Genomic DNA, 20,739 nt, shown 5'->3' with positions numbered 1-20,739 from the left:
GAAACAGAATGATAAATATTGAACTACAAAGCTTGGTCAAAAGGCTTACTCCGTTACTAAAAAGTGCTCTGGAAACGGCTGCAGGAGATTGTGTAAGTAAAGGACACTTTGCGATAGAAGCTGAGCATTGGTTTGTTCAGTTGTTACAGCAGTCCAAAGGCTGGGAAGCCGCACTGCAGCAAGCATCAATGGCGAAAGAGTCGATGTTGGAGCGTTGTAATGACCGTCAGATGCACTTGGCTCGTGGTAATGACTCTTCACCTTCTTTGTCACCTGAATTGGTTGAGTTGCTTAAAGATGCATGGATGCTTGCTTCATTAAACAATCAGCAATCGGTCGTAAATGAATTTCATCTGCTGATGGTGCTGAAGCAGCGTTTGGACCAAAGCGCTTACAACGGCGTGTTGAGCTCGTGGGTGTCAGTATTGTCTTCTGAATGGTTACGTAGTCAGTCGATGGTGATCAGCGGACCCAGTGAAGTCTCATCGTCTACCGAGAGCATGGTCCCAACCAGTGGTGACTCAGCGACGCCAGCTTTGGACAAGTTCTCGCAAAACCTGACAGAGGCAGCGCGTAATGGCGAGTTGGATCCTATTACAGGGCGCGGAGATGAAATTCGCAAATCCATTGATATTTTGTGCCGCCGCCGTCAAAACAGCCCGATCCTCGTTGGTGACCCAGGTGTAGGTAAAACGGCCATTGTTGAAGGTCTTGCACAAGAAATCGTGAATGGAAATGTCCCACCTGCGCTTGCAAACGTTGAGCTGCGCAGCCTTGATTTGTCCCTTTTGCAAGCGGGCGCGAGCATCAAAGGTGAGTTTGAAAACCGCCTTAAAGATGTAATAAATGAGATCAAGCAGTCAACCACGCCGATCATCATGTTTATTGATGAAGCACATACGCTGATCGGGGCGGGTGGCACAGCGGGCCAGAATGATGCGGCGAATATTCTGAAACCAGCGCTTGCGCGTGGCGAGTTTCGTTCACTTGCGGCGACCACATGGGCGGAATACAAACAGTATTTTGAATCGGATGCCGCGTTGACTCGTCGCTTTCAAGTTGTTGCGGTTAATGAACCTAATGAAGAAGACTCTATCCACATGCTTCGCGGCGTGAAGCACAGCCTTGAAAAGCACCATGGTGTTAAAGTCATGCAAGAAGCCATTGATGCCGCAGTCGCTCTCTCTATTCGTTACCTTCCTGAGCGTAAGTTACCTGATAAAGCAATTAGCCTGTTAGATACAGCGTGTTCACGCATTGGATTGAGCCAAAGTGCGGCACCTAGACAGTTGGAAGCCATTGCAGAAAAAATCCGCTACACCAACAACGAGATCGAAACGTTACATCATGAGTCGGCATTGTGGTCGATTGAAAGCGTACGCTTGGAAGAAGCAAAACAGCGATTGGCGGCTTTAGAACAAGAGCATCAGTCACTTGAGCGCTCTTGGAACGCAGAGCGTCTCTTGGTGGAAGAGATCATTGAGTTGCAGTCTGGCTTAGACGCTGAGCTAAAAGAAAATGGCTCGGTGATATCGCATGAAGCGAAAATCCTGCTAGCAGACAAAATGGCAGCCCTGCGTGAGATCCAGGGTGAGCAGCCATTAGTATTGCCACAGGTAACAGAGCAAACCATCGCTGAAGTGGTGGCGCTATGGACGGGTATTCCAGTAGGCAACATGCTTAGCCAAGAAGTTGAGAAGTTGATGCACCTAGAGACTCGTATCGGTGAGCGAGTGATTGGTCAAACAACGCCGATAGCAGAGCTTTCACAAGCAATTCGATTGTCGCGCGCAGGTTTAACCGACCCACGCAAACCTGTTGGGGTATTCCTGATGTGTGGTCCAAGTGGTGTGGGTAAAACCGAAACTGCATTGGCACTTACCGACTTGCTATACGGTGGCGAGCGAAATATCACCACCATCAACATGACGGAATTTAAAGAAGAGCACAAAGTGTCGATGCTTTTAGGCTCTCCTGCGGGTTATGTTGGCTACGGTAAAGGCGGTGTCTTAACAGAAGCGGTACGTAAGAACCCATATTCTGTACTACTGCTGGATGAAATGGAAAAAGCCCACCCTGGTGTGCACGATATCTTCTACCAAATCTTTGATAAAGGCTCGATCTCGGACAGTGAAGGTCGACACATCGATTTTCGTAATACGATCATCATCATGACATCAAACGCGGCAGACAGCGCTGTTGTTAATGCATGTGAAAATGGTCGACCGGATGTTCCGGCGCTGACTCAGTCTATTTTCCCTGAGCTGCAAAAACACTTTAAACCAGCATTTCTTGGCCGTGCGACCATCGTGCCTTATTTCCCTTTGAACGATGAAGAAATGGCGCAAATTGCAACCTTGTCTCTGAACCGCATTCGCAAGCGCGTTCAATCCCACTACAAAGCAAGTTTCGAATTTCACCCTGATGTGATTGATCTGCTGGTCAATATGAATGATTCACCAGAAACAGGAGCTCGTGCCGTTGAGCAACTGATCAATCGTCAACTTATGCCGGATTTAGCGAATCAGTGCATTGTCCGCATGAGCGAGAACAAGCCAGTAGAAGCGGTCACTGTTCACGTTGAAGAAGGCAAATTTAAGATTCAGATTCAATAGCATTAAGAGGCGATAGACCTCAAAAAAACAATGGGTTGTATATCAACCCAACTAAAACAATAACGTAATTTTATTAACGCTTTTTGTTGCAGGCCGTGTTTAACGCGCCCTTTTAGCAGCACAACATTATGAGTACTAACAGATGATGCATTCAGTTTTTTCTACGCAACAATTGGAATGGATTCGCAAGAACTTAAAAATCGCAGTGATTCACGGTGGGGATAAAGAGAAGGTCGGCAGTTTTATCTTTGAAAACTTGAGCCCCCGCTCAACTAAAACGTATGCACCTGTTGCACACGATATTGCTAATGCACTGCGTGAATCTAATTTCCAGTTCGTTGAGGTGTTAGCTGAAGACATCAACTTAGCGCAGTGTCTGAAAGATAAAGGTATTGACTTGGTGATCACGAACAGTGGTGGTTTACAAGGTTTTGACTCCATGTGTCATTTGCCTTCTACATTGGAAATGCTGGGCGTGCCTTATGTAGGGCACTCGCCAATGACGGCAGGGATCTTGGATAACAAGCACCTGTTTAAGCATGAAATTAAAGCCGCTGGACTGCCGACTGCACCATTTATCACCATTGGTATTGATGAGCATTTTGAAGATGCCGCAAAGCAAGATGCGCTCGATCAAATTGAAGCGCAGTTCAAAGATGGTTTCATTGTTAAGCCAGTTTCTGGCCGAGCTTCAATCCATGTTTATCCTGTTTTTAACCGTAATGATCTTGCGGGTGTTGTAGAGCATGTGCTTCAAGCGACGGGGAACACAGTAATGATTGAACCTTTCCTTGGTGGCCGAGAGTTTGTTGTTGCTGTTGCGGGAGAGTATGTCTTTAAAGAAGGCAAACTAACGCAGTCTGAAATGCCTATGGCTTTCTCAATTACAGAACGTGTACTGGATGCTGACGAGCCAATTTTTACTTCTATGGATGTAAAGCCGATCACTCAAGACCGTTTGGTTGCTGTTAATGAAGAGGGGCTACGCAATCAGTTAGCACTGATCGGTCAGAAGATTTATCGCCAGCTTGGCCTTCAAACCTTAGTGAGAGTGGACTTACGTATGGACAAAGAAGGCAACCTGTATGTGCTGGAAACCAATCCAAAACCGGATCTAAAACGTCCGGAGGGAGAGAAGGTAAGTTTGGTTTGCCATGATCTGGCTCGTGAAGGTATGGATTACACAGACCTAGTTCAGTCGTTGGTGTTTAACCGATTGTCTTTCCTTAAGCAAAAACGACCAATGTCGGTTGCGCATTGCCTCAATGAGCAATTCGACGCTCTAAGCGTGTGTTAGGAGTGAACTTTGAACTCTTTTAAGCAATATAGCCGCTTGTTGCTCGGAGCATTACTGGTTCTGTTATCACTAATGCTGATCTTTGTCGTTGGGTATGCTCAAGCATTGAAAAGTTATCAACAGCAGAGCCGTGATGCGATTTTAGCCCAAACAGAAGCCGCCCGAATCGGCATAGAACAAGTTCTGAGTTCCGGTGTACCGCTTCAGGATTTTGCTGGTCTTGAGAAAGTGCTATCACCGATCGCGAAAGCGGATTCTTCTGTGGTTGATATCCGTGTGATTTCTGGGCAGCAAGAGCTATATCGCTACACCGATGACAACTTTGTTGGCAGCTTGGTCACTATCCCTTTGAGCAATAAGTTCACTCAAGTTGGAGCTTTGGAGATTTGGCTGAGTGATGAAGAAATAGAAAGGAGCATCGATAGGCACTTCCAGCCGATGGTGCTGCTGGTCGTTTTACTGACCGCTGCGTTTATTTTCTTTGTTTTGCGTAGTCAAAACCCCAAGATCTACTTCACTGCATTTGGTGGTGTGTTCTTAGCCATGTCGGCGAGCGTGCTATTGATGGTCGGTGCATTGTACAAAGCCGGCTTGGAGCATAAGGCGGATTCTATGGCGAAGATTGTTACTCAACGTTTAGCCCCGGTACTGAATGCAGGGATAAGCTATCATCAAGTGAGTGGTATCGATGAGATGCTAGACAGCTTTCGTCAGTCAAACCCAGAAGTCTCTTCCATTGCTGTTGCTCAGGGAACTGAGTTGATCGCCAAAAGTAAAGCGCAGAACAGTGTGTCAGTCGATGAGATGGCCGAATTTCTAGTAAGCGATACGAAAGGGAACGAGGTGACGATCGCTTTTTTCCCCAAAGTACTGTTTGCGCAGTTGGTTCGTACACTAAAGAACTTTGCCATTCTATTTGCTGGTTGTGCGTTCATTTGCTTTGCTTTTATTCGCTTACTGAGCCACTCGGAGCAACAGCCAAAAAACGACATCGTACTGGCGCAGGTTAAGCCGCTGCTGTTGGTCACGGTGCTGATGGAATCGTTAATGGCGCCGGTTTTACCCCAGTACTTAACGCAAATCGCGGTAGAAAATGGCGCAGGAGAAAGTTGGTCGTCTTACTTCTTTACACTCTACTTTGTTGGCTTTGCTGCGACGCTATTGCCTGTTTCGCGTTTAGTTGAAGTGTTTGATATTCGCAAAGTACTTGGCGTGGGTATTCTGCTATCAGCGGCTGGTTGTATGTTGCTAGCGTACGAGTCCCAGTTAGCAATGGTGCTTATTGCTCGATTCACGTCTGGTGTTGGGCAAGCGACGATCTTTATTGCTGTTCAAGGTTATATTCTACGTTGCAGTGACCAGTCTAACAAGACACAAGCCGCAGGTATCATCGTATTTTGTTTCAATGCTGGATTCATCTCTGGTGCGGCAATCGGTGCTCTGCTAGCTGATACCGTAGGCGTGCAAGGTATCTTCATGTTGTCGGCGTTAGTTGGTGGTCTAATGTATCTGTTCGCGTTGTCGCTACCGTCGATGATTCCTCAGGGGAATGCACAAGGTTCACTTAAAGAGAACCTGACGATGATGTTAAAAGATTCCGCTACTTTGATACGTGTACCGTCATTCATGCGCACCATGTTGCTCGTTGGTATACCAACCAAAATGATGCTAACTGGTGTCGTATTCTTCGCTGTGCCAATCCTTCTTTCTGATGTAGGCGTCGAGCGTGAAAGTATCGGTCAGGTGCTGATGGCTTATGCATTCTCTGTGCTTTTCATTAGTGGAAAAGTTTCGCCAATGATTGACCGTATTGGCTCTGCAAAATGGGCGCTTTGCTTAGGAAGCATTGTTGGCGCTGTTGCTTTGGCTATTCTTTCTGCTGCCTTCTTATTTAAAGATATAACCTATCTTGTCTTCGTCGCAACGTTCGCAATGCTAGTGATGGGTGTTTCACATGGCTTTATTAATGCCCCAGTTGTGACTCATGTGGTGACCACGACTCAAGGTGTTAATGCTAACTCAGTTGCTTCTACTTATCGCTTTTTGGAAAGGCTAGGTCATGTGTTGGGTTCGGTCGTTGTCAGTACTTTGCTTACTCACCTCGGAACGGGCTACGCATTCTTTGCGCTTTCAGCATTCTTTACATTAGCTGGCTTGTTGATGTGCTTGTTTGACCGTGCAGTACAAAAGGAGGTGGTAGCATGATTCGATTGATTTTACTTTTGGCACTGACTGCATTCTCATCGGTGAGTTTGGCAGATTGGCCAGAGTGGTTGGGCGAACGCTTGCAAGCAGAAAAGGTGGTGCAGTGGGAAATTAATGCCAACGACAACGATGTGTTGTTCGCCCCGCGAGGTGAATATCCTATGGTTTGGGTTTTGGTCTCTCGAAAAGCGGACGCGTATGATGTTGCGTTGTCGACCATCTTAAAAGTGTTTCGCAGAGAAATGCCTAACGTTTCATTTCGTGCTTTCCTTTTGCCTAAAAGCCAAGAGGAACTGGTCGCTTGGACGAAAGCTGCGGATAAAAAGGCGAACATGATCTACACGGTTGGCTCTAGTGCGACCGTCTCACTGCATAAGATTTACGCTGGAGGTAAGCTTCCGGTTGTATCGGTGAACGCAAAAGATCCGGTGTTATTGGGCCTGACGGATAACTACCACTCAAGTGGCAACAACTTTGCTTACACCTCCTTGAATTTGCCTGCTGATATTACGCTGAGCTTTTTACGTCGCTTTAAACCAAGTCTGACTCAAATTGGTGTGCTGTACGCCAAGTCGAACACCAGTGCTTATCTCACCCAGTTTTTGCCACTTCAAAAAGAGGCTGAGAAGCAAGGAGTGAAAGTCTTTCCTATCGAAGTTGACGAGAATAATCCTGAACTTGCTCTTCAACACGTTATGCAGACCACCATTGAATCGATGAAGGTCAACGATGGTAATTTATGTCAATCCTTGCTTTGGCTTACGGGTAGTTCAAGTCTTCTTAACCGACTTGATGAGATCAACCTGCATTCAGAGCAGCTTCCTCTGTTAACTGCAGTGCCTGATGCGGTTAATGGCACGCAACAAAGTGCGCTGATGTCTGTTGGCGTAGGGTTTGAAAACAACGCCCACCAAGCGGCACTTTACGGCATTGAAGTACTTAAAAAGGGCGTAGATCCTGGCTCTCTGCCTGTGGGAGTGCTGTCTCCACCAGACATCTCGATCAGCTTTAAACAAGCAGGCCGCGTTGATACGCAGCTTCCGTTTGTATTGATTGAAATGGCCAGCGATATCTATTCGCAAGATGGCAAGCTAGTGCGTTCTGCTGGAATGAGCATGGAGAGCTATTAACCATGATACGTGTCATTTTCATTGCCGTTATGTTGACCGTGCTTAGCCAACCTGCTTTGGCCTATCAGCGCCCAGAGCGATTATTGCTCGCTACCCAAGAATGGTTTCCTTATCAGTACCAAGAAAACGGGGAAATGAAAGGGCCGGGGATAGAACGAGTGAAGTGTGTCATGAGAGTGATGGACCAGCCGTATCAGCTCACGATGACTAAGTGGGATAGAGCTCAGCTCATGACAGAAGTTGGCTCACAGCATGGTTTCTTTCTTGCGTCTCTCAACAGCAAGCGTGATGAGTATGCCGATTATTCTGCGCCACTTGATCAACAGAATTGGAGTTGGTTCTCTCTATCTGATTCAACAGAGTTAGACAACGCAATGTTCAAGTCTCAGGTCGAAGTCGCTGCACTATTTGGCTCAAATAATTGGTTTTGGCTACAGAAAAACGGTTACCGCGTAAGCAAAAAACCAAGGACGCCAAAAGCCCTAATTGAGTTGATGCTGAATGGGGAAGTCGGAGCGGTATTGGGCAATGACGCTGTCATTGACGAGACGATAAAAAAAATGGGTATCAGTTATCGAGCGATTTCTCGGACACGGGTCAAATCGAATCCATTGGGCGTGTATTTCTCCAAAGCATTTACAAAGAAATACCCCAACTTTCTTAATGAATTTAACGAGGCGGTTGCTCAGTGTCGTTAACTCCAAATATTGAATTTATTGAAGGTCAGTCAAATGCCTCTATCGATTAGAATTATTAGCTCTCCAGATGGTGAAAGCATCGCCCAATGGAATCAAGCATTTCCAGACGATGGCGGAGATATCGGGCGTGCGTTTGGCGCGACGCTACAACTTAATGACGCAAGTCGTGAGATTTCAAGTACCCATGCAATGATTCGTAAGACCTCGCGTGGATACCAAATCATGGACAACAGCACCAATGGCCTTTACATCAATGGATCTGATGTGCCTTTGGGCAAGGGTAACCAATCTACACTAAGTGATGGTGATGTTCTTGATATTGGCCGCTACCGATTGCTGGTTTCTTGTTTCTTCCCTGAAACAGCGAAAGCGCAAATCCAGCAGCATCACTCTGATAGCTCTCAACTAGGTGATGATCCGTTTAGTACTGAATCAACACCTTTTATTCAAAGTATTCCTGAAGTAGATGAAGCGCCTGGGTTCACCATCTCGACGACAGATGTGGTGGGGGATGACCCATTTGCGAGTGATGCCTCAGTTAAGCAAGAACTAGCACCTCACTTTAATCTTGATTTTCAGACGTCTGAGGATGACCCACTGAAAGACAGTGATTTTCGTACGTCATTTCCAAACCATGAAGTGATGGCGACCTCCTCTTTCGCTCAAGAAGAGTCACCACTGAACCACTCTCAGTTTGCTATCACTGAGTTTAAGAATCATGAGCAGCGCTTACAGGAACGTACGGACAAAGCATTAGAGATGGCATTGGCAAGGTTGTTGTCTGACATTTCACCGAATGCGATGGAGTCGATGTTTGATGATTTGTCGGGCAACGGTTTTTGGTCTCGTAAACCGAAGTACTGGGATATGTACAAACGCTATTTCAACCGACAAGTAGAGAATCGCGATTGGCAAATTAAGTTTCAAGCGTACTTCAGAGATGCAATGCGTATGCAAAAAAACTTCGAAGGGGATCAGTAATGGTACGTCGTTTATGCCTAATGTGTATCGTCCTTATTATGTCAGGGTGCAGTTTATGGAGCGATGATATGGTTGAGCCAAAACTGGTCGTTGATATTAAAGCTGCGACCAATATTAACCCTAATGTTGAGGGTAAGCCTTCTCCGGTAGAGCTCCGAATTTATCAATTGACGAATAATAATGCGTTTGAAATTTCTGATTTTATTCAAATTTATAATGATGACCAAGGCGTTTTAAAGGCCGAGTTGGCCGTTTCTCGCCAGCTACCCAGCATTTTGCCGGGCGAAACTCGTCAGGAAATTATCCCACTTGGTAGTGGTGTTAAGTACATCGGTGTGATTGCGGGTTTTGCTGATTACAGAGAGGCGAAAAACAAGGTGATTTATAAGCCGCTAATTGTGAATTCAGCGGTTATCAGTATTGAAATTGATGGCATTAATCTGTCTGTGTCAGGGGAAGAAGAATAATGGATAATAATAAAGTCGTGTGGAGTGAGGGGATGTTCCTTTCCCCTCAGCACTTTCAACAGCAAGAGCGCTATGTTGAACATTTTACTCGTGAGTTCGCCGGACAAATTAGCCCTAATGCTTATGGATTGACCTCGCTAGAGCTTGACCGTTCGATGTTGAACATTGGTAAGGTTTCGGTGCGTCGCGCTAAAGGCATTTTCCCAGATGGAACACCATTTGAAATTGAGCAAGCACTCGTGCTCGATGTGCCGAAAAATACCAGTCATAAGAAAGTGTATCTGGCTCTTCCGGTTTCAAGACCGGGCACTATTGATGTGGGAGAAGACGCGCGTCTTAGACACTCTTCACAAGAACACCCCGTTTACGATACCAGCCGAGAGCACAGTGACCCGGTTCAATTAGAGCTAGCAACGTTGAACATTCAGCTGCGTTTGGAAGGGGATGAGCTAAAAGATTTTGTGTTGATATCCGTTGCTGAAATCAGTGAACACAAATCTGAAGGTGTTGTTGTGTTGAACCAAGCATTCGTTCCCCAATGCTTGCAGTTTTCCGTATCTAACTACCTAACCGATAACGTTGCTGATCTATTTGCACAAGTACAATACCGTTCCCGAGCGATTCATACTCGTTTACAAGCGGAGTCCAGCAGTAAAAGCTATCAGTCGTTGATGCGTGACTACTTGTGGCTGCAAGTACTGGGGGCTTGGATGCCAAAGCTTGAACAATGGAGTCTAGATGGCTCGTTGCTGACACGTCACCTTTATTTAGAGTGTGTTTCGATGGCTGGGCAGATGCAGGGTTTAGAAGGGAAGATGCCAAAGTCTTTCCCTGCATGGAACCAAGATGCGCTATACAGCATTTTCTCGACCGTGTTTTCTGAGTTACTGGTGTTACTGCGTGAGGTTCAGATAGATAACGTATCAACATTGAACTGGGACAAACAGCTGTTCGTTAGCCGCCGCTTACTGCGCACACTGGTTGATGATCGCAGCCTATACAATCAAGGCCGTTTTGTGTTGGCCGTTTCCTCGTCTATCGGTGCCACTCGACTCAGTGAAGAGTTTCCTCGTGCTGCGAAGCTAGCAGGGAACAGTGATATTGCCGGTTTAGTGCGTAATGCACTTTCAGGTGTTCCTTTGCGCCATCTTCCTTATGCACCTTCTGAGTTGAAGTCTTTGAATGACGCCGCTTACTTCGAAATCGATACTAAGTCTGAATTGTGGCAAGCGTTGATCAAACGTGATGAGGCGATCGCTCTTCATATTGATGAAAGAATTGATGATCTCCACGTCGATTTTCATGTGATCAGGTAGGTAACTGATGGGCGGATTATTTAACGAAGAACCGACGGTTCAAATTCGACGAGTGACATCGACCGAATCAGCTCACAAGCAGCATCTGTTGCCACCCAAAGCGGATACTTCAGGCACAGAGCGATTGATTGAGGATCTTGCCATTTATGGTAGCCCTTTATTGAATGCCGCCACGGAACTGTTGGGTATTTTAGTGACGATTAAGCGTCAAGGCACACCGAGAGACATCAACCGTTTTCGTCAAAAACTTTTGTACGCCATTGATGCGTTTCGTTTGCGTGGTTTGCACTTGGATTACCACCCAAGCGTGATTGAAAAAAGCTGCTTTGTGTTGTGCGCGGCATTTGATGAAGCTGTGCTGTACACCGCTTGGGGAGAGCGTGCTCGTTGGGAAAATCATTCTTTGTTGAGCAAGGTGTTTTCACAGCGCGATGGTGGAGAGGCCTTTTTTGTGTTGCTAGATAAGGCCAGCCAGCAGCCGAATAAACTTGCTGATTTTATTGAGCTTCAGTACGTGCTTTTGGCTTTGGGTTTCAAAGGGCGCTTCCGCCATGAAGACGAGAGCCAATTGCATGATACTACCGCTCGTGCGTACGGCCTCATTCGCCATTATCGCAGTGAAAGTCCTTTTCCAGTTCCGCAAACACCAACGCTAATCGAAGGTAAACGCCCGTGGCTAATGATCAGTATGGGTAAAACGTTAGGCTTGGCTTGTTTCGTTCTGGCGTCCGGGTATGGCTTTACTGAATATTGGTACAACAGCCGTGTACAGCCATTGTTGACACAGTTTAGCGCGATCGATATGTCAGACGTCAACCTGAAGAAAAGCAGCAGTGACTTAGTGTACCTTAGTTCTGATGCGGATTTGGGGCGACAGAGTGAAAGCCTAGAGGAAGAAACTGGAATGAAAGGAAAAGTAGTCACACAGCAATGGGAGATCATTCTCGCGGTATTTTCTCGGGCGAGCGACGCACTTCGTTTATCGACAGAACTCAAACAGGCAGGCTATGAGTCTTTTACTCGTGAGACGGAACATGGTGTTGAGCTTTATCTTCACGCAGGCGACGACTTAAATACCATTCGTAAGTTGAAAAATGAACTCAATGTTCGCTTTGGTTTGAACGCCACGATTAAAAGAGCGCTGAAATAAGATGGTTAAAAAGATATTTTCTATTTTCTTGGTGATTATCGCCATTTTAGGGACGCTCGCATTTTGGCTTACAGCATCAGAAGAGCAACCAGTCTGGATAAAGTGGGGAATGCTCGCTGTCACCGTCGTTATTGTCTTCTTTACATGTGTTTGGTGGTGGAAACAACGCAAGCTGAATCAAACAGAGAAAGAAGAACACGACCAACACGTGCTGCTTAAGCAAGACACACGCGTGATCCAGCAACTGTTTCGTATCGCAACGAAAAAGATACAGGGACGAACTCGTAACAGGCTAGAAAGTCTTTACAGTCTGCCTTGGTACCTAGTTCTAGGTGGTGAAAAAGACGCGAAAAGCGCCATATTGCTACAGAATGGTTTTGAGCCAGTTAACGAGCGCTACTTGGATGAAAGTGATACGGAACAGTACCTGCGCTTTTGGAGCAACGATAACGCAGTCGTTGTGGAAGTCGGTCATCGTATATTTGATAACGACGGTATTGACGAGTCGCTTTGGCAGGTACTGGCGAAGCAACTACTCAAATACCGTCCGAGGCAAGGGCTGAACGGCATTGTGACGGTTATTGGGTGTGATCGCCTAATGACAGGAGACAAAAAAGAACGCACTAGGCTCTCAGGTATCTATCAGGAGGCTGTGTTGTCGATGGGCGCAGAGCTTAGCTTAAACTTGCCTGTTTATGCCGCTTTCTCTAAAGCTGACTCGATAGCAGACTTCACTGGTTTCTTTGAGAGCTTTACAGCATGTGATTCAGAAAATCCTTTTGGTATTACCTTTGAGTGCGATGTTTCACGCCGTTATGACAAACAGCAATTTGAGGCGGAAAGCCACGCATTGATTCAATCCTTAGCGGGACAGCAGTTTGAGTTACTGAGAAACGTCAGTAGTGACAAGTCGGGCTCCATTATCGCTTGGCCTTATCAGCTAAGAATTTTCCTAGAGCACGTCAACGAGTTTTTGAGCGACATTGGTCGCGAGAACCGTGTCCGAGAAGCCGTATGGATCCGCGGCGCTTATTTAATGTCATCCGGACAAAAAGGCATTGAGCACGATTTACTAACACAGGTAGTGGCCGAACGTGCTGAGTTCAACACCAATAATCAAGTTGAACAGCAGCCAAATCGTCGTGGTTTCTTTACGCAACGTTTGTTCAATAAGGTCATCTTGCCGGAGAAGAATATCGTCGGTGTCAATGAATGGCGTCATGCGGGTTATCTTGTATTTCGAACCGCTGTTCTAGTCTCCGTGGTTGGGCTGATTTCTATTGCAGGTCTGAAGTTACAAGAAAACTGGAATGTTGATGAAGATTGGCGCACAACGGCTCTGTCTCAAATTCGTTTTTATCAAAACGATGTTCAAAAGCTGAGCAATGACAATTCGATGTCGGAGGTTGTGGCGGTATTAAGAGAACTCGGCGACGTGGTTGCTGAGGGCGTTCAACCTAAACCGTGGCATGAGAAAGTCAGTATTAAGCAAACAGATACGGCCGAGAGTGTTTACTCTGCTTATGAAAAACAGTTGCACCAGATAATGCTGCCAAAGCTCGAAGAGCTGATCAGCAGCGAGCTGTATGTTTATGTGAACCTTGGTAACCCAAGCCGAATCTTTGAGATTTTGCGTTACTACCAGATGTTGTTTGACCGAGAACAACTGAATTTTGCGGAACTACAAACTTACTTACTTGATAACTTGAAAGACCAAGGTGAGCTTTCTCCAGACGAACTTTACTCTTTTTCTCTTTTAATCGAAGACTTGTTTAAAAGTCATTACGACAAGCAGCTACAACCGAACCTAGACCTGATAGCTGTTGCAACGAACAACCTTGAAGGCTTGTCACCAGAGCGACTGATTTATGCGCGTATTAAAGAGATGCCGGAGTACCGTACTCAAGTGGATCTCCGAAGCCAGCTCGGTGAGAAGTTTGATAGTTTGTTTGAGTTTACTAGTGATTTCCATGGTTATCTGATCCCAGAAATCTTTACTAAGCAGGGCTACAGCCAAATTGATTTGACGGCAAAGTCGCCTCTGCTTAGAAGCTTGATGAGCGAATTTAAAGCGATTCAAGGTGATATGTCTGGCGCATCAGTCATTGAGCTTAGAGAACTGAGCAAACAGGTTCAACGTCTGTATTTTGCCGATTACATCTACTACTGGAAAGACTTGGTCAACAACATTCAAATCAAGCAGTTTGGCGATGCTTCAGGACTCAGCTATGCACTAAGGAACACACGTTCTCCGGCTACGAGTCCACTACTTGATGTATTGGATGCAGTTGTGGTGAATACAACATTGGCTGTCGCAGATCAACCAGATACGAAAGGACAAAAGCGTGCAGCCGGTCAACTAGGATTGAAGAAAGCGAAAAAGGTGTTGAACAAAGCCGACAAGGTGAACCGAGCAGTTGGCGATAACCTGTTGAGGCTGCAACCTTCATTCGTAGTAAATGAAGCATTTTTACCTTTCTCTAGGTTTGTGAATGGGAATGGTAAAGACAAGGATACACCACTGGAGCAGTTGATCGTTCAAGTTGATGAAGTTAACTCGTTTTTCGATGCCGCATTGTCTAGTTCAAACCCCGGTAAATCATTCCATGCTTATGCCATCGCCCATGCGCAAGGTAGTAGCGACCCTATCGTGAACTTCCGTCAAGCTGGCAGCAAGGCTCCAAACATCGTCGCGTCTTGGACGAAGAGTCTCAGTGAACAAGTTTGGAAACAAGTGGTGAATGGCAGCGTGGTGTATCTAAATACACAGTGGGATGAGCAAGTTTACCAGTTTTATGTGTCTGCCATTGAAGGGCGATTCCCATTTGATCAACATGGCCGTGGAGAAGTGAGCTTAGATGACTTTTCTCAATTCTTTAAACCAAGTGGCCGTGTGGCTCGCTACATAGAAGAAACCTTGAAGCCGTTTGTTTACTGGGATAACGGCAGGCTCAAGCTAAACGAAGTTGACGGCCTAACGCTACCGATAAACTCAAACACTCGTAAGCAACTTGAATTAGTTCAAAAGCTGAGTGGCATTTTCTTCGGTTCTTCAGGGGATGATCTTGGGATAAGGCTTGAAGTAAAAGCGAGCTCAATGAGTACCGACGTGACTGAGTTCCGCTTACGAGAGGCTGAAACGCTTTACGACTACAAACATGGTCCAAGAGTGTGGCGCGAGATAACTTGGCCAACAGTAGGAATGGATGGCTATTTGAGTGCAGAATTCTACAGCGGTCAGAATCGAGTCGCGCAGCAATCATTTACCGGTCAGTGGGCGTTGTTGCGCGCTATTTTTGCGAATAAGAGCAGTGCGACATCGAGCCGCTTGATTCGTAAGCTCAACTACAAAATTAACCAAAACAACATCGTATTGGATTACACGTTGCGTGATTCCAAACAACCATTGGATAAATCTTTATTTATTCAATTCTCGTTGCCTAAGCAGCTTTAAGGTTGTCGATGTTGAAAGCAGTGATTGGATCGCAGGAACGAGTGCGTTGCCAAGTTTTGGCGACGCACTCCCGTGTACACGAAATCAGTAACGACTTGACCCACTACACTAAGTATTTTGATTCTGCAGAGAGCCTGCAAAGAGAGTGGGTTGCTTTGCAAGAGTGTCAGGGCGCTCAAATACAAAAAGTAGTGGGTGTCGACTGGAGCAAATTGCAGCTAACGCTGGAGTTTGATCAAAGTGCGATACCGCTGATTGAGTTTGAGCCTAAGGATCTCGCGTTATTTGCTTCGCTTTTGCCTAGTGTGGTTCAGGCGATCAAACACTGTCATAGTAAGGGGTGGGTACATGGCGATATCAAGCCATCTAACCTGCTTTATGTGCCTCAATTACAACATATTCGATTGATCGATTTCGGTGCCAGTTGTCGGACTGGAACTTCTCGGGAAGCACTCTCCGATTGGCAAGCAACGCCTATGTTTGCTTCGCCAAATCAAAAGGGTGGGGAAGGTCTGGTCGAAACGGGGGACGACTGGTTTTCACTGATTAAAATCATCGATCAGGTCATGCCATGTGCGCATGACTACTCAATAAACTCAACGCTTATCCAGTGGCGAAAAGCCCTGAGCCTTGAGATTTAGATAGAAGGAAAGCTAATGAATAAAAAACAGCTTGCTGCAGCCAATCTCGACTTCGATGTGTCATCAATCAAAGGGACGGATGGAAAATTAATCCCTAACTTAGGATGCGCGATAGAAATTGAGCAATGGTTGAAAAAACTGTCTCTCGCATGCGGGAGAAGGCACTCTAACAGAGCCTTACCTTATTTAGAAAAAGCGATAGATGTTATCTATTCTGAGGTTGAGGCGGAATTGTATCGCCAGTCGGGAAACAACAGTAGCGCCTACGAAGCTAGCGCAGTTACTAAGCATCCTGTATGGCAGTTTTTTGTAGAACGAGTGACGAAAAAGTTTGGTAGTGTCGTTAAGGTGATTCAACCACACCGTTCACCAACGGAATCTGTCCGTTCGAAATTGATTAACCGTACATTCTTCCAAATGCTGCATAACAAGCATGAAGTTTTGAAGCGTTCTCATAGCAGTATCTTAGCATCCGGTGAGCTTGGCCAAGCCAAGGTAGAAATTCTTGATGCACAAGTTAATGCTTTACGAGATGCCTACTTTAATCATGCCAAATGTAATGCTGAACTTTGGCCTGCTATCAATGATCTGTTCCAAAAAGGAAATACCCGCTCTGTTGAGGGCAAAGTAAACCTTGAGGACGGTTCACTGATATTTGAAGCCTCACAAGCACTATTTGCCGAAGCAAAAGTCGAGTTTGAAAAAACTTGGGACTTCGGAAAAATGAAAAACCAAATCAAAGCATCCGCTGAAATTGGTGCCCGTGAGAGCAGCAAATTTAGTGCTCATGCTAAATTTGGACAAGGTGGTGCTGCTGGTTTCCGAGAGAAGAAGCTTGGAGAGGAAGCAGGTAAGAAGACCAGTACGAAGTTCACTCTCGATAAGTCACCAGGTAAAGCTTGGGAGACTAATAAAAAAGAGGAAGCGGACGACGGATCGTTTGCTGCAATGCAACTGATACCGGGTATTGATTTAGAAATTGATGCGGTACTTGCTGCTCAAATGGGTATGAAGCTAACGGTCTCTCACGAACTTTCTGTGGCAGACTTTATGGCCCTAAAGAGTGAAGGTGAGCTATTTGTTGGTGCGACAGCTAAAGTGCAATTTACCAGTACACTAAACAGTGCCAATATCTTTGCCGGTGATGAAGTCATTAAAACCAAAATTGGTGCAAGTGCATTTGTTGGTGCTAAGGCTAGTGGAACAAGCACCTTTACCCTGAAAGCTCGCGGCATGAATATGTTGTCTGGTAGTGTGACTGGTTCTGCATCAGTTGGCTTGGGCGCATCCGCTGCTTTAGAAGCCATTGTTAAAGGTTCTGGAGACTTCACATTTAAAGCGGGTGCAGGTGCAACGATGGGGGTAGGAACCAACGTAGAGTTTGGAACTATGGTTAACCCGATGCTACTTAAGGTACTCCTGTGGGATTCGTTTGGTAAGCACCTACGTTCAAAGCAGACAAAACGCAAAACGGGAATTAAATACAACAGAAACGTTAACCAAGTGGCAGTGAGCCGTTGTGAAGAAAGTATCATGTCTTCGTTGAACATGATTGAAGCGGACTACCGAGTCTTAGCGGAAGAGCTCTGGCGTATTCCAACCTTCACAAACATGTCTACTAAGGACGAAGTCACCACGATGCATGACCGTATCGCGAGCCCTGATAGAAATGTTATGGATAAGTACCTAGAAACGCTTGGTGTCACTGATGCTATCAATATGAGTCCTGAGGATATCACTCAAGTGGCCGTGGATATTGATAATCAAGCACGCTTCAATCAATCGCAAAACATGCTTATGAAGCAAGCGAAGAAAGCGGCTTCGAAGAGGGGAGCTAAGTCACTCTCTGGTGGGCTGGCTTTAGCGGGAATGAATGTTATGAACCCAGCAATGGGGCTACTAGCGGTCAAACCTTAATCAATAAGAATGGCGAGATGTCTCGCCATTTTTTGATGCTGCTATGAAGAATAGTTAAATTTAGTTTTGACATTTATTTCGATTTATCAAATAGATACTGAATAATTCTCTATTGAGGTGTCAGGGTGGTACTCATGCCATGATAGGTGAACCAAAAAAAGCATGGTAAAAAGGTTTTATATTGTAAGTAACGGTTCTGTTTGGGTGATAAGTACTAAAAGTGTTATATACCCGTGATCATTGAAGATGCTTGATTTCTCATAAAATCAGGATCATGCTACGCACCATGAAAATAATACTGACTCCTCAACAGAAACAACAACTCGAAGAGATGCACGATTCAACTCGTGATGGTCGAGTGCGTGACCGCATCAAAGCCGTTTTACTTGCGTCTGAAGGTTGGAGTCAGGCGATGATTTCTCAAGCTCTTCGTATTCACGAATCGACTGTGGCTCGTCATCTCAGTGATTATGTTCTCTCTGAAAAACTTAAGCCTGAAAATGGTGGTAGCCAAAGCCGACTTTCTGCTGGGCAAACCATGCAACTTATCGAACATCTGGCTGAGAAAACGTACTTTCATACCCACCAAATTGTCGCTTATGGGCGTTGTTGCCTAAATCAGTTGAACCTTTTCCAAGTCCTGCGATCTGATCCTTTGTGATGGTAAGAGCGGTGGTGACATGGGGAAAACGAAAAAGAAGATAACTAACTGGGCGTAGTACAATAAGGCTCTGTGCAAGCGTGGTTCGGTTACGTTCTGGATAGATGACTCAGCCATTGATGCATGGCAATGCAAAACCCACAATGGTAAGCGTGGTAGAGGCTTCCAGTACTCAGATACAGCGATTGAAACTGCTTTGATGATTAAGGGCATCTTCTCTCTGCCATTGCGTGCACTTCAAGGCTTTATCGACTCGATTTTCGAGCTATTGGATGTTCCGCTGACATCTCCTGACTACACCTGTATCAGTAAACGTTCAAAGACAGTTCAAGTCAAATATCGCAATAAATCTGGAGGGGCTATTCGCCATATTGCCATTGACTCGACTGGCCTCAAAGTCTTTGGTGAGGGTGAATGGAAAGTGAAAAAGCATGGTGCAGAAAAGCGCAGAACATGGCGTAAGCTGCACTTAGCTGTTGATGTAGACACTCACGAAGCGATAAGTGCGGAAGTCAGCCTTGTCAATGTGGGCGATAGTGAAGTACTACCTACGTTGCTCAACCCGCTACGCAGAAAGGTCACAGCCGTATCTGCCGATGGAGCATATGACACCAAAAATTGCCATGATACTCTGAAAAAGAAGGGTTGTATCCCGCTGATACCGCCTCGAAAGAATGCAGCACTTTGGGAAGATGGCCATCCCAGAAACGGAGCAGTAACAGCTCTGAAAAATGGGTCAATAACGAAATGGAAAGCCGAGTCTGGTTATCACTATCGCTCAATATCTGAGACGGCAATGTCCCGACATAAAGGACTGACTAGCGGTACATTGAGTATGAGATGTTATAACGCTCAAGTGGGCGAAATCATGGCGAATGTCAAAGCCATAAACAAAGTCATAGGACTAGGTATGCCTGTCAGAAGCTCACGGCTAGTCATATATGGTGTTATTGTTCTTCAAGCTGATTTGATCAACAACGCCTCGCTTATGTACAAGCTGAGTTTGGTATCCGTTATACCGTTGCAGGAATGAACAAGTGGCTACATCATCACGGCTTCTCATATAAAAAGCCGAAAGGTGTACCGCACAAGTTTGATCCAGAAGAGATGCAGCAAGCTTTTATCGAACATTACAACGAGACGCTAAGAAACAGCGAAGACCCTGTGTTATTCATGGATGCCGTTCATCCTACGCAGTCAACAAAACTCAGTTATGGCTGGATACGAAAAGGCCAAGACAAAGTGATTGAGACAACAGGCAGTCGAACTCGTCTTAATATTATCGGTGCGTTATCGCTTCAAAATATTGGCGCAACCGTGACAGACACGTATGACACGATCAACAGCGAGAGCATCGTTCGCTTCTTCTGGAAGCTCAAAAAGGAGCATTATCCGTTGGAGCAAAAAGTACACCTAATACTTGATGGTGCCGCCTATCATTAGTCAGAAATGGTAAGAAATGCGGCAAAAATGCTCAATATCGAGCTTCATTACTTACCCCCATACAGCCCAAACTTAAATCCAATAGAGCGATTATGGAAAGTGATGAATGAGTATACGAGGAACAATATTTACTTCTCCTCGAAGGTTGAATTTACAACGGCTATTAATGAATTTTTCAATGTAACACTGCCAAAAGTTGCAGCCTCACTGCTATCCAGAATTACGGATAATTTTCAGATTTTGAAACCTGCATCTTCAAGTTGAGCGGGTATATTTTGCAGTCGAAAGCTTTTCAGATCCAAAATCTGGGTTAAATACCTCAGTACCTCTGGCAGATAAGTGGCGTTGTTAATAGTTATAATAACGAGATATAAACAAGAAGAAAGAATGACATCCAACTTGGCCAGCAACAGGGTCGTAACGCGCAATCTTGCTACCATTGGACGACGCTTTAGAAGCTATCTTGACACGTGATGTGTCAGCACCTGTTCGCCATCATCACACAATAAATGCGCCCAAAGATCCGGATGCCACCAAGCTTTTAATGCTGGCATGTGGTTCGAAGGTAAGTGCTTGGGTGTGGAAAAGTGAATGTCTTATCGATTATTTAGCCCAGATAAATAGTCAATTCACAATTTCCCCCTCTGGCAGGATAGTTGTCACTGTTAAAATTTAACCAGTTTGGGTGGTAATGAGTGAGTTTTGAATCGCATTCCAACAGAAAGAAAAGAAGCCATATTGAAGAAGCTACTGCCTCCTTATTC

At 45.5% G+C, this 20,739-nt stretch carries 13 protein-coding genes and 2 pseudogenes; all 15 read left to right on the top strand.

What is annotated here, in order from left to right; genetic code table 11:
* Positions 1-8 precede the first annotated feature (8 nt).
* Positions 9-2,615: a type VI secretion system ATPase TssH gene (gene tssH, locus EXZ60_RS03215; RefSeq protein ID WP_064625419.1), complete on the top strand. Its 2,607-nt coding sequence runs from the start codon at positions 9-11 to the stop codon at positions 2,613-2,615.
* A gap of 142 nt (positions 2,616-2,757) precedes the next feature.
* Positions 2,758-3,912 (top strand): ATP-grasp domain-containing protein, encoded by a 1,155-nt coding sequence (locus tag EXZ60_RS03210; protein ID WP_064625417.1) that lies wholly within the window; start codon positions 2,758-2,760, stop codon positions 3,910-3,912.
* A gap of 9 nt (positions 3,913-3,921) precedes the next feature.
* Entirely contained in the window at positions 3,922-6,117 is a 2,196-nt protein-coding gene (locus EXZ60_RS03205; RefSeq protein WP_064625414.1) for an MFS transporter, read from the top strand.
* On the top strand, positions 6,114-7,247 hold the full coding sequence (locus EXZ60_RS03200) for an ABC transporter substrate binding protein (protein ID WP_064625412.1): 1,134 nt from the start codon (positions 6,114-6,116) through the stop codon (positions 7,245-7,247). The genes EXZ60_RS03205 and EXZ60_RS03200 overlap by 4 nt, the downstream gene beginning before the upstream one ends.
* A 2-nt stretch (positions 7,248-7,249) precedes the next feature.
* Positions 7,250-7,945 carry a transporter substrate-binding domain-containing protein gene (locus tag EXZ60_RS03195; RefSeq protein ID WP_064625410.1) on the top strand — a complete coding sequence of 232 codons (696 nt, stop codon included), beginning with the start codon at positions 7,250-7,252 and terminating at the stop codon, positions 7,943-7,945.
* A 33-nt stretch (positions 7,946-7,978) separates the two neighbouring features.
* On the top strand, positions 7,979-8,926 hold the full coding sequence (locus EXZ60_RS03190; protein ID WP_064625408.1) for an FHA domain-containing protein: 948 nt from the start codon (positions 7,979-7,981) through the stop codon (positions 8,924-8,926).
* The gene (gene tssJ, locus EXZ60_RS03185; protein WP_064625406.1) at positions 8,926-9,393 is read left to right on the top strand and encodes a type VI secretion system lipoprotein TssJ; all 468 of its coding nucleotides are present in this window, start codon (positions 8,926-8,928) and stop codon (positions 9,391-9,393) included. Before EXZ60_RS03190 ends, tssJ begins: the two co-directional genes overlap by 1 nt.
* On the top strand, positions 9,393-10,709 hold the full coding sequence (tssK, locus tag EXZ60_RS03180; protein ID WP_019282547.1) for a type VI secretion system baseplate subunit TssK: 1,317 nt from the start codon (positions 9,393-9,395) through the stop codon (positions 10,707-10,709). Before tssJ ends, tssK begins: the two co-directional genes overlap by 1 nt.
* Positions 10,710-10,716: 7 nt before the next feature.
* Positions 10,717-11,859, top strand: a complete 1,143-nt coding sequence (icmH, locus tag EXZ60_RS03175; protein ID WP_064625404.1) for a type IVB secretion system protein IcmH/DotU — start codon at positions 10,717-10,719, stop codon at positions 11,857-11,859.
* 1 nt (position 11,860) lies between these two features.
* Entirely contained in the window at positions 11,861-15,313 is a 3,453-nt protein-coding gene (gene tssM, locus EXZ60_RS03170; protein WP_277435278.1) for a type VI secretion system membrane subunit TssM, read from the top strand.
* Between the two features lie 8 nt (positions 15,314-15,321).
* Entirely contained in the window at positions 15,322-15,954 is a 633-nt protein-coding gene (locus EXZ60_RS03165) for a serine/threonine-protein kinase (RefSeq protein WP_176313653.1), read from the top strand.
* Positions 15,955-15,969: 15 nt separating this feature from the next.
* Complete coding sequence (locus tag EXZ60_RS03160) at positions 15,970-17,871, top strand: hypothetical protein (protein ID WP_277435277.1); 1,902 nt, start codon at positions 15,970-15,972, stop codon at positions 17,869-17,871.
* A gap of 286 nt (positions 17,872-18,157) precedes the next feature.
* Positions 18,158-18,472, top strand: a pseudogene (locus EXZ60_RS03155) (helix-turn-helix domain-containing protein); the annotation flags it as partial.
* 130 nt (positions 18,473-18,602) lie between these two features.
* Positions 18,603-19,565 carry an IS5 family transposase gene (locus EXZ60_RS03150; protein WP_232471683.1) on the top strand — a complete coding sequence of 321 codons (963 nt, stop codon included), beginning with the start codon at positions 18,603-18,605 and terminating at the stop codon, positions 19,563-19,565.
* Positions 19,514-20,239 (top strand): annotated as a pseudogene (locus tag EXZ60_RS03145) (IS630 family transposase); the annotation flags it as partial. The gene EXZ60_RS03150 and the pseudogene EXZ60_RS03145, both read left to right, overlap by 52 nt.
* Positions 20,240-20,739 lie beyond the last annotated feature (500 nt).

Source organism: Vibrio sp. 1151_11 (assembly GCF_029478525.1).
Taxonomy (GTDB): domain Bacteria; phylum Pseudomonadota; class Gammaproteobacteria; order Enterobacterales; family Vibrionaceae; genus Vibrio; species Vibrio anguillarum.
The sequence above is the reverse complement of the archived record's forward strand: the minus strand, read 5'-3'. Positions and strand labels throughout refer to the sequence as shown.

Excerpts from the sequence above, each read along its gene's own strand:
- tssH (WP_064625419.1), top strand. The coding sequence starts at position 9 with ATGATAAATATTGAACTACAAAGCTTGGTCAAAAGGCTTACTCCGTTA.
- EXZ60_RS03210 (WP_064625417.1), top strand. The coding sequence starts at position 2,758 with ATGATGCATTCAGTTTTTTCTACGCAACAATTGGAATGGATTCGCAAG.
- EXZ60_RS03200 (WP_064625412.1), top strand. The coding sequence starts at position 6,114 with ATGATTCGATTGATTTTACTTTTGGCACTGACTGCATTCTCATCGGTG.
- EXZ60_RS03195 (WP_064625410.1), top strand. The coding sequence starts at position 7,250 with ATGATACGTGTCATTTTCATTGCCGTTATGTTGACCGTGCTTAGCCAA.
- EXZ60_RS03190 (WP_064625408.1), top strand. The coding sequence starts at position 7,979 with ATGCCTCTATCGATTAGAATTATTAGCTCTCCAGATGGTGAAAGCATC.
- tssJ (WP_064625406.1), top strand. The coding sequence starts at position 8,926 with ATGGTACGTCGTTTATGCCTAATGTGTATCGTCCTTATTATGTCAGGG.
- tssK (WP_019282547.1), top strand. The coding sequence starts at position 9,393 with ATGGATAATAATAAAGTCGTGTGGAGTGAGGGGATGTTCCTTTCCCCT.
- icmH (WP_064625404.1), top strand. The coding sequence starts at position 10,717 with ATGGGCGGATTATTTAACGAAGAACCGACGGTTCAAATTCGACGAGTG.
- tssM (WP_277435278.1), top strand. The coding sequence starts at position 11,861 with ATGGTTAAAAAGATATTTTCTATTTTCTTGGTGATTATCGCCATTTTA.
- EXZ60_RS03165 (WP_176313653.1), top strand. The coding sequence starts at position 15,322 with ATGTTGAAAGCAGTGATTGGATCGCAGGAACGAGTGCGTTGCCAAGTT.
- EXZ60_RS03160 (WP_277435277.1), top strand. The coding sequence starts at position 15,970 with ATGAATAAAAAACAGCTTGCTGCAGCCAATCTCGACTTCGATGTGTCA.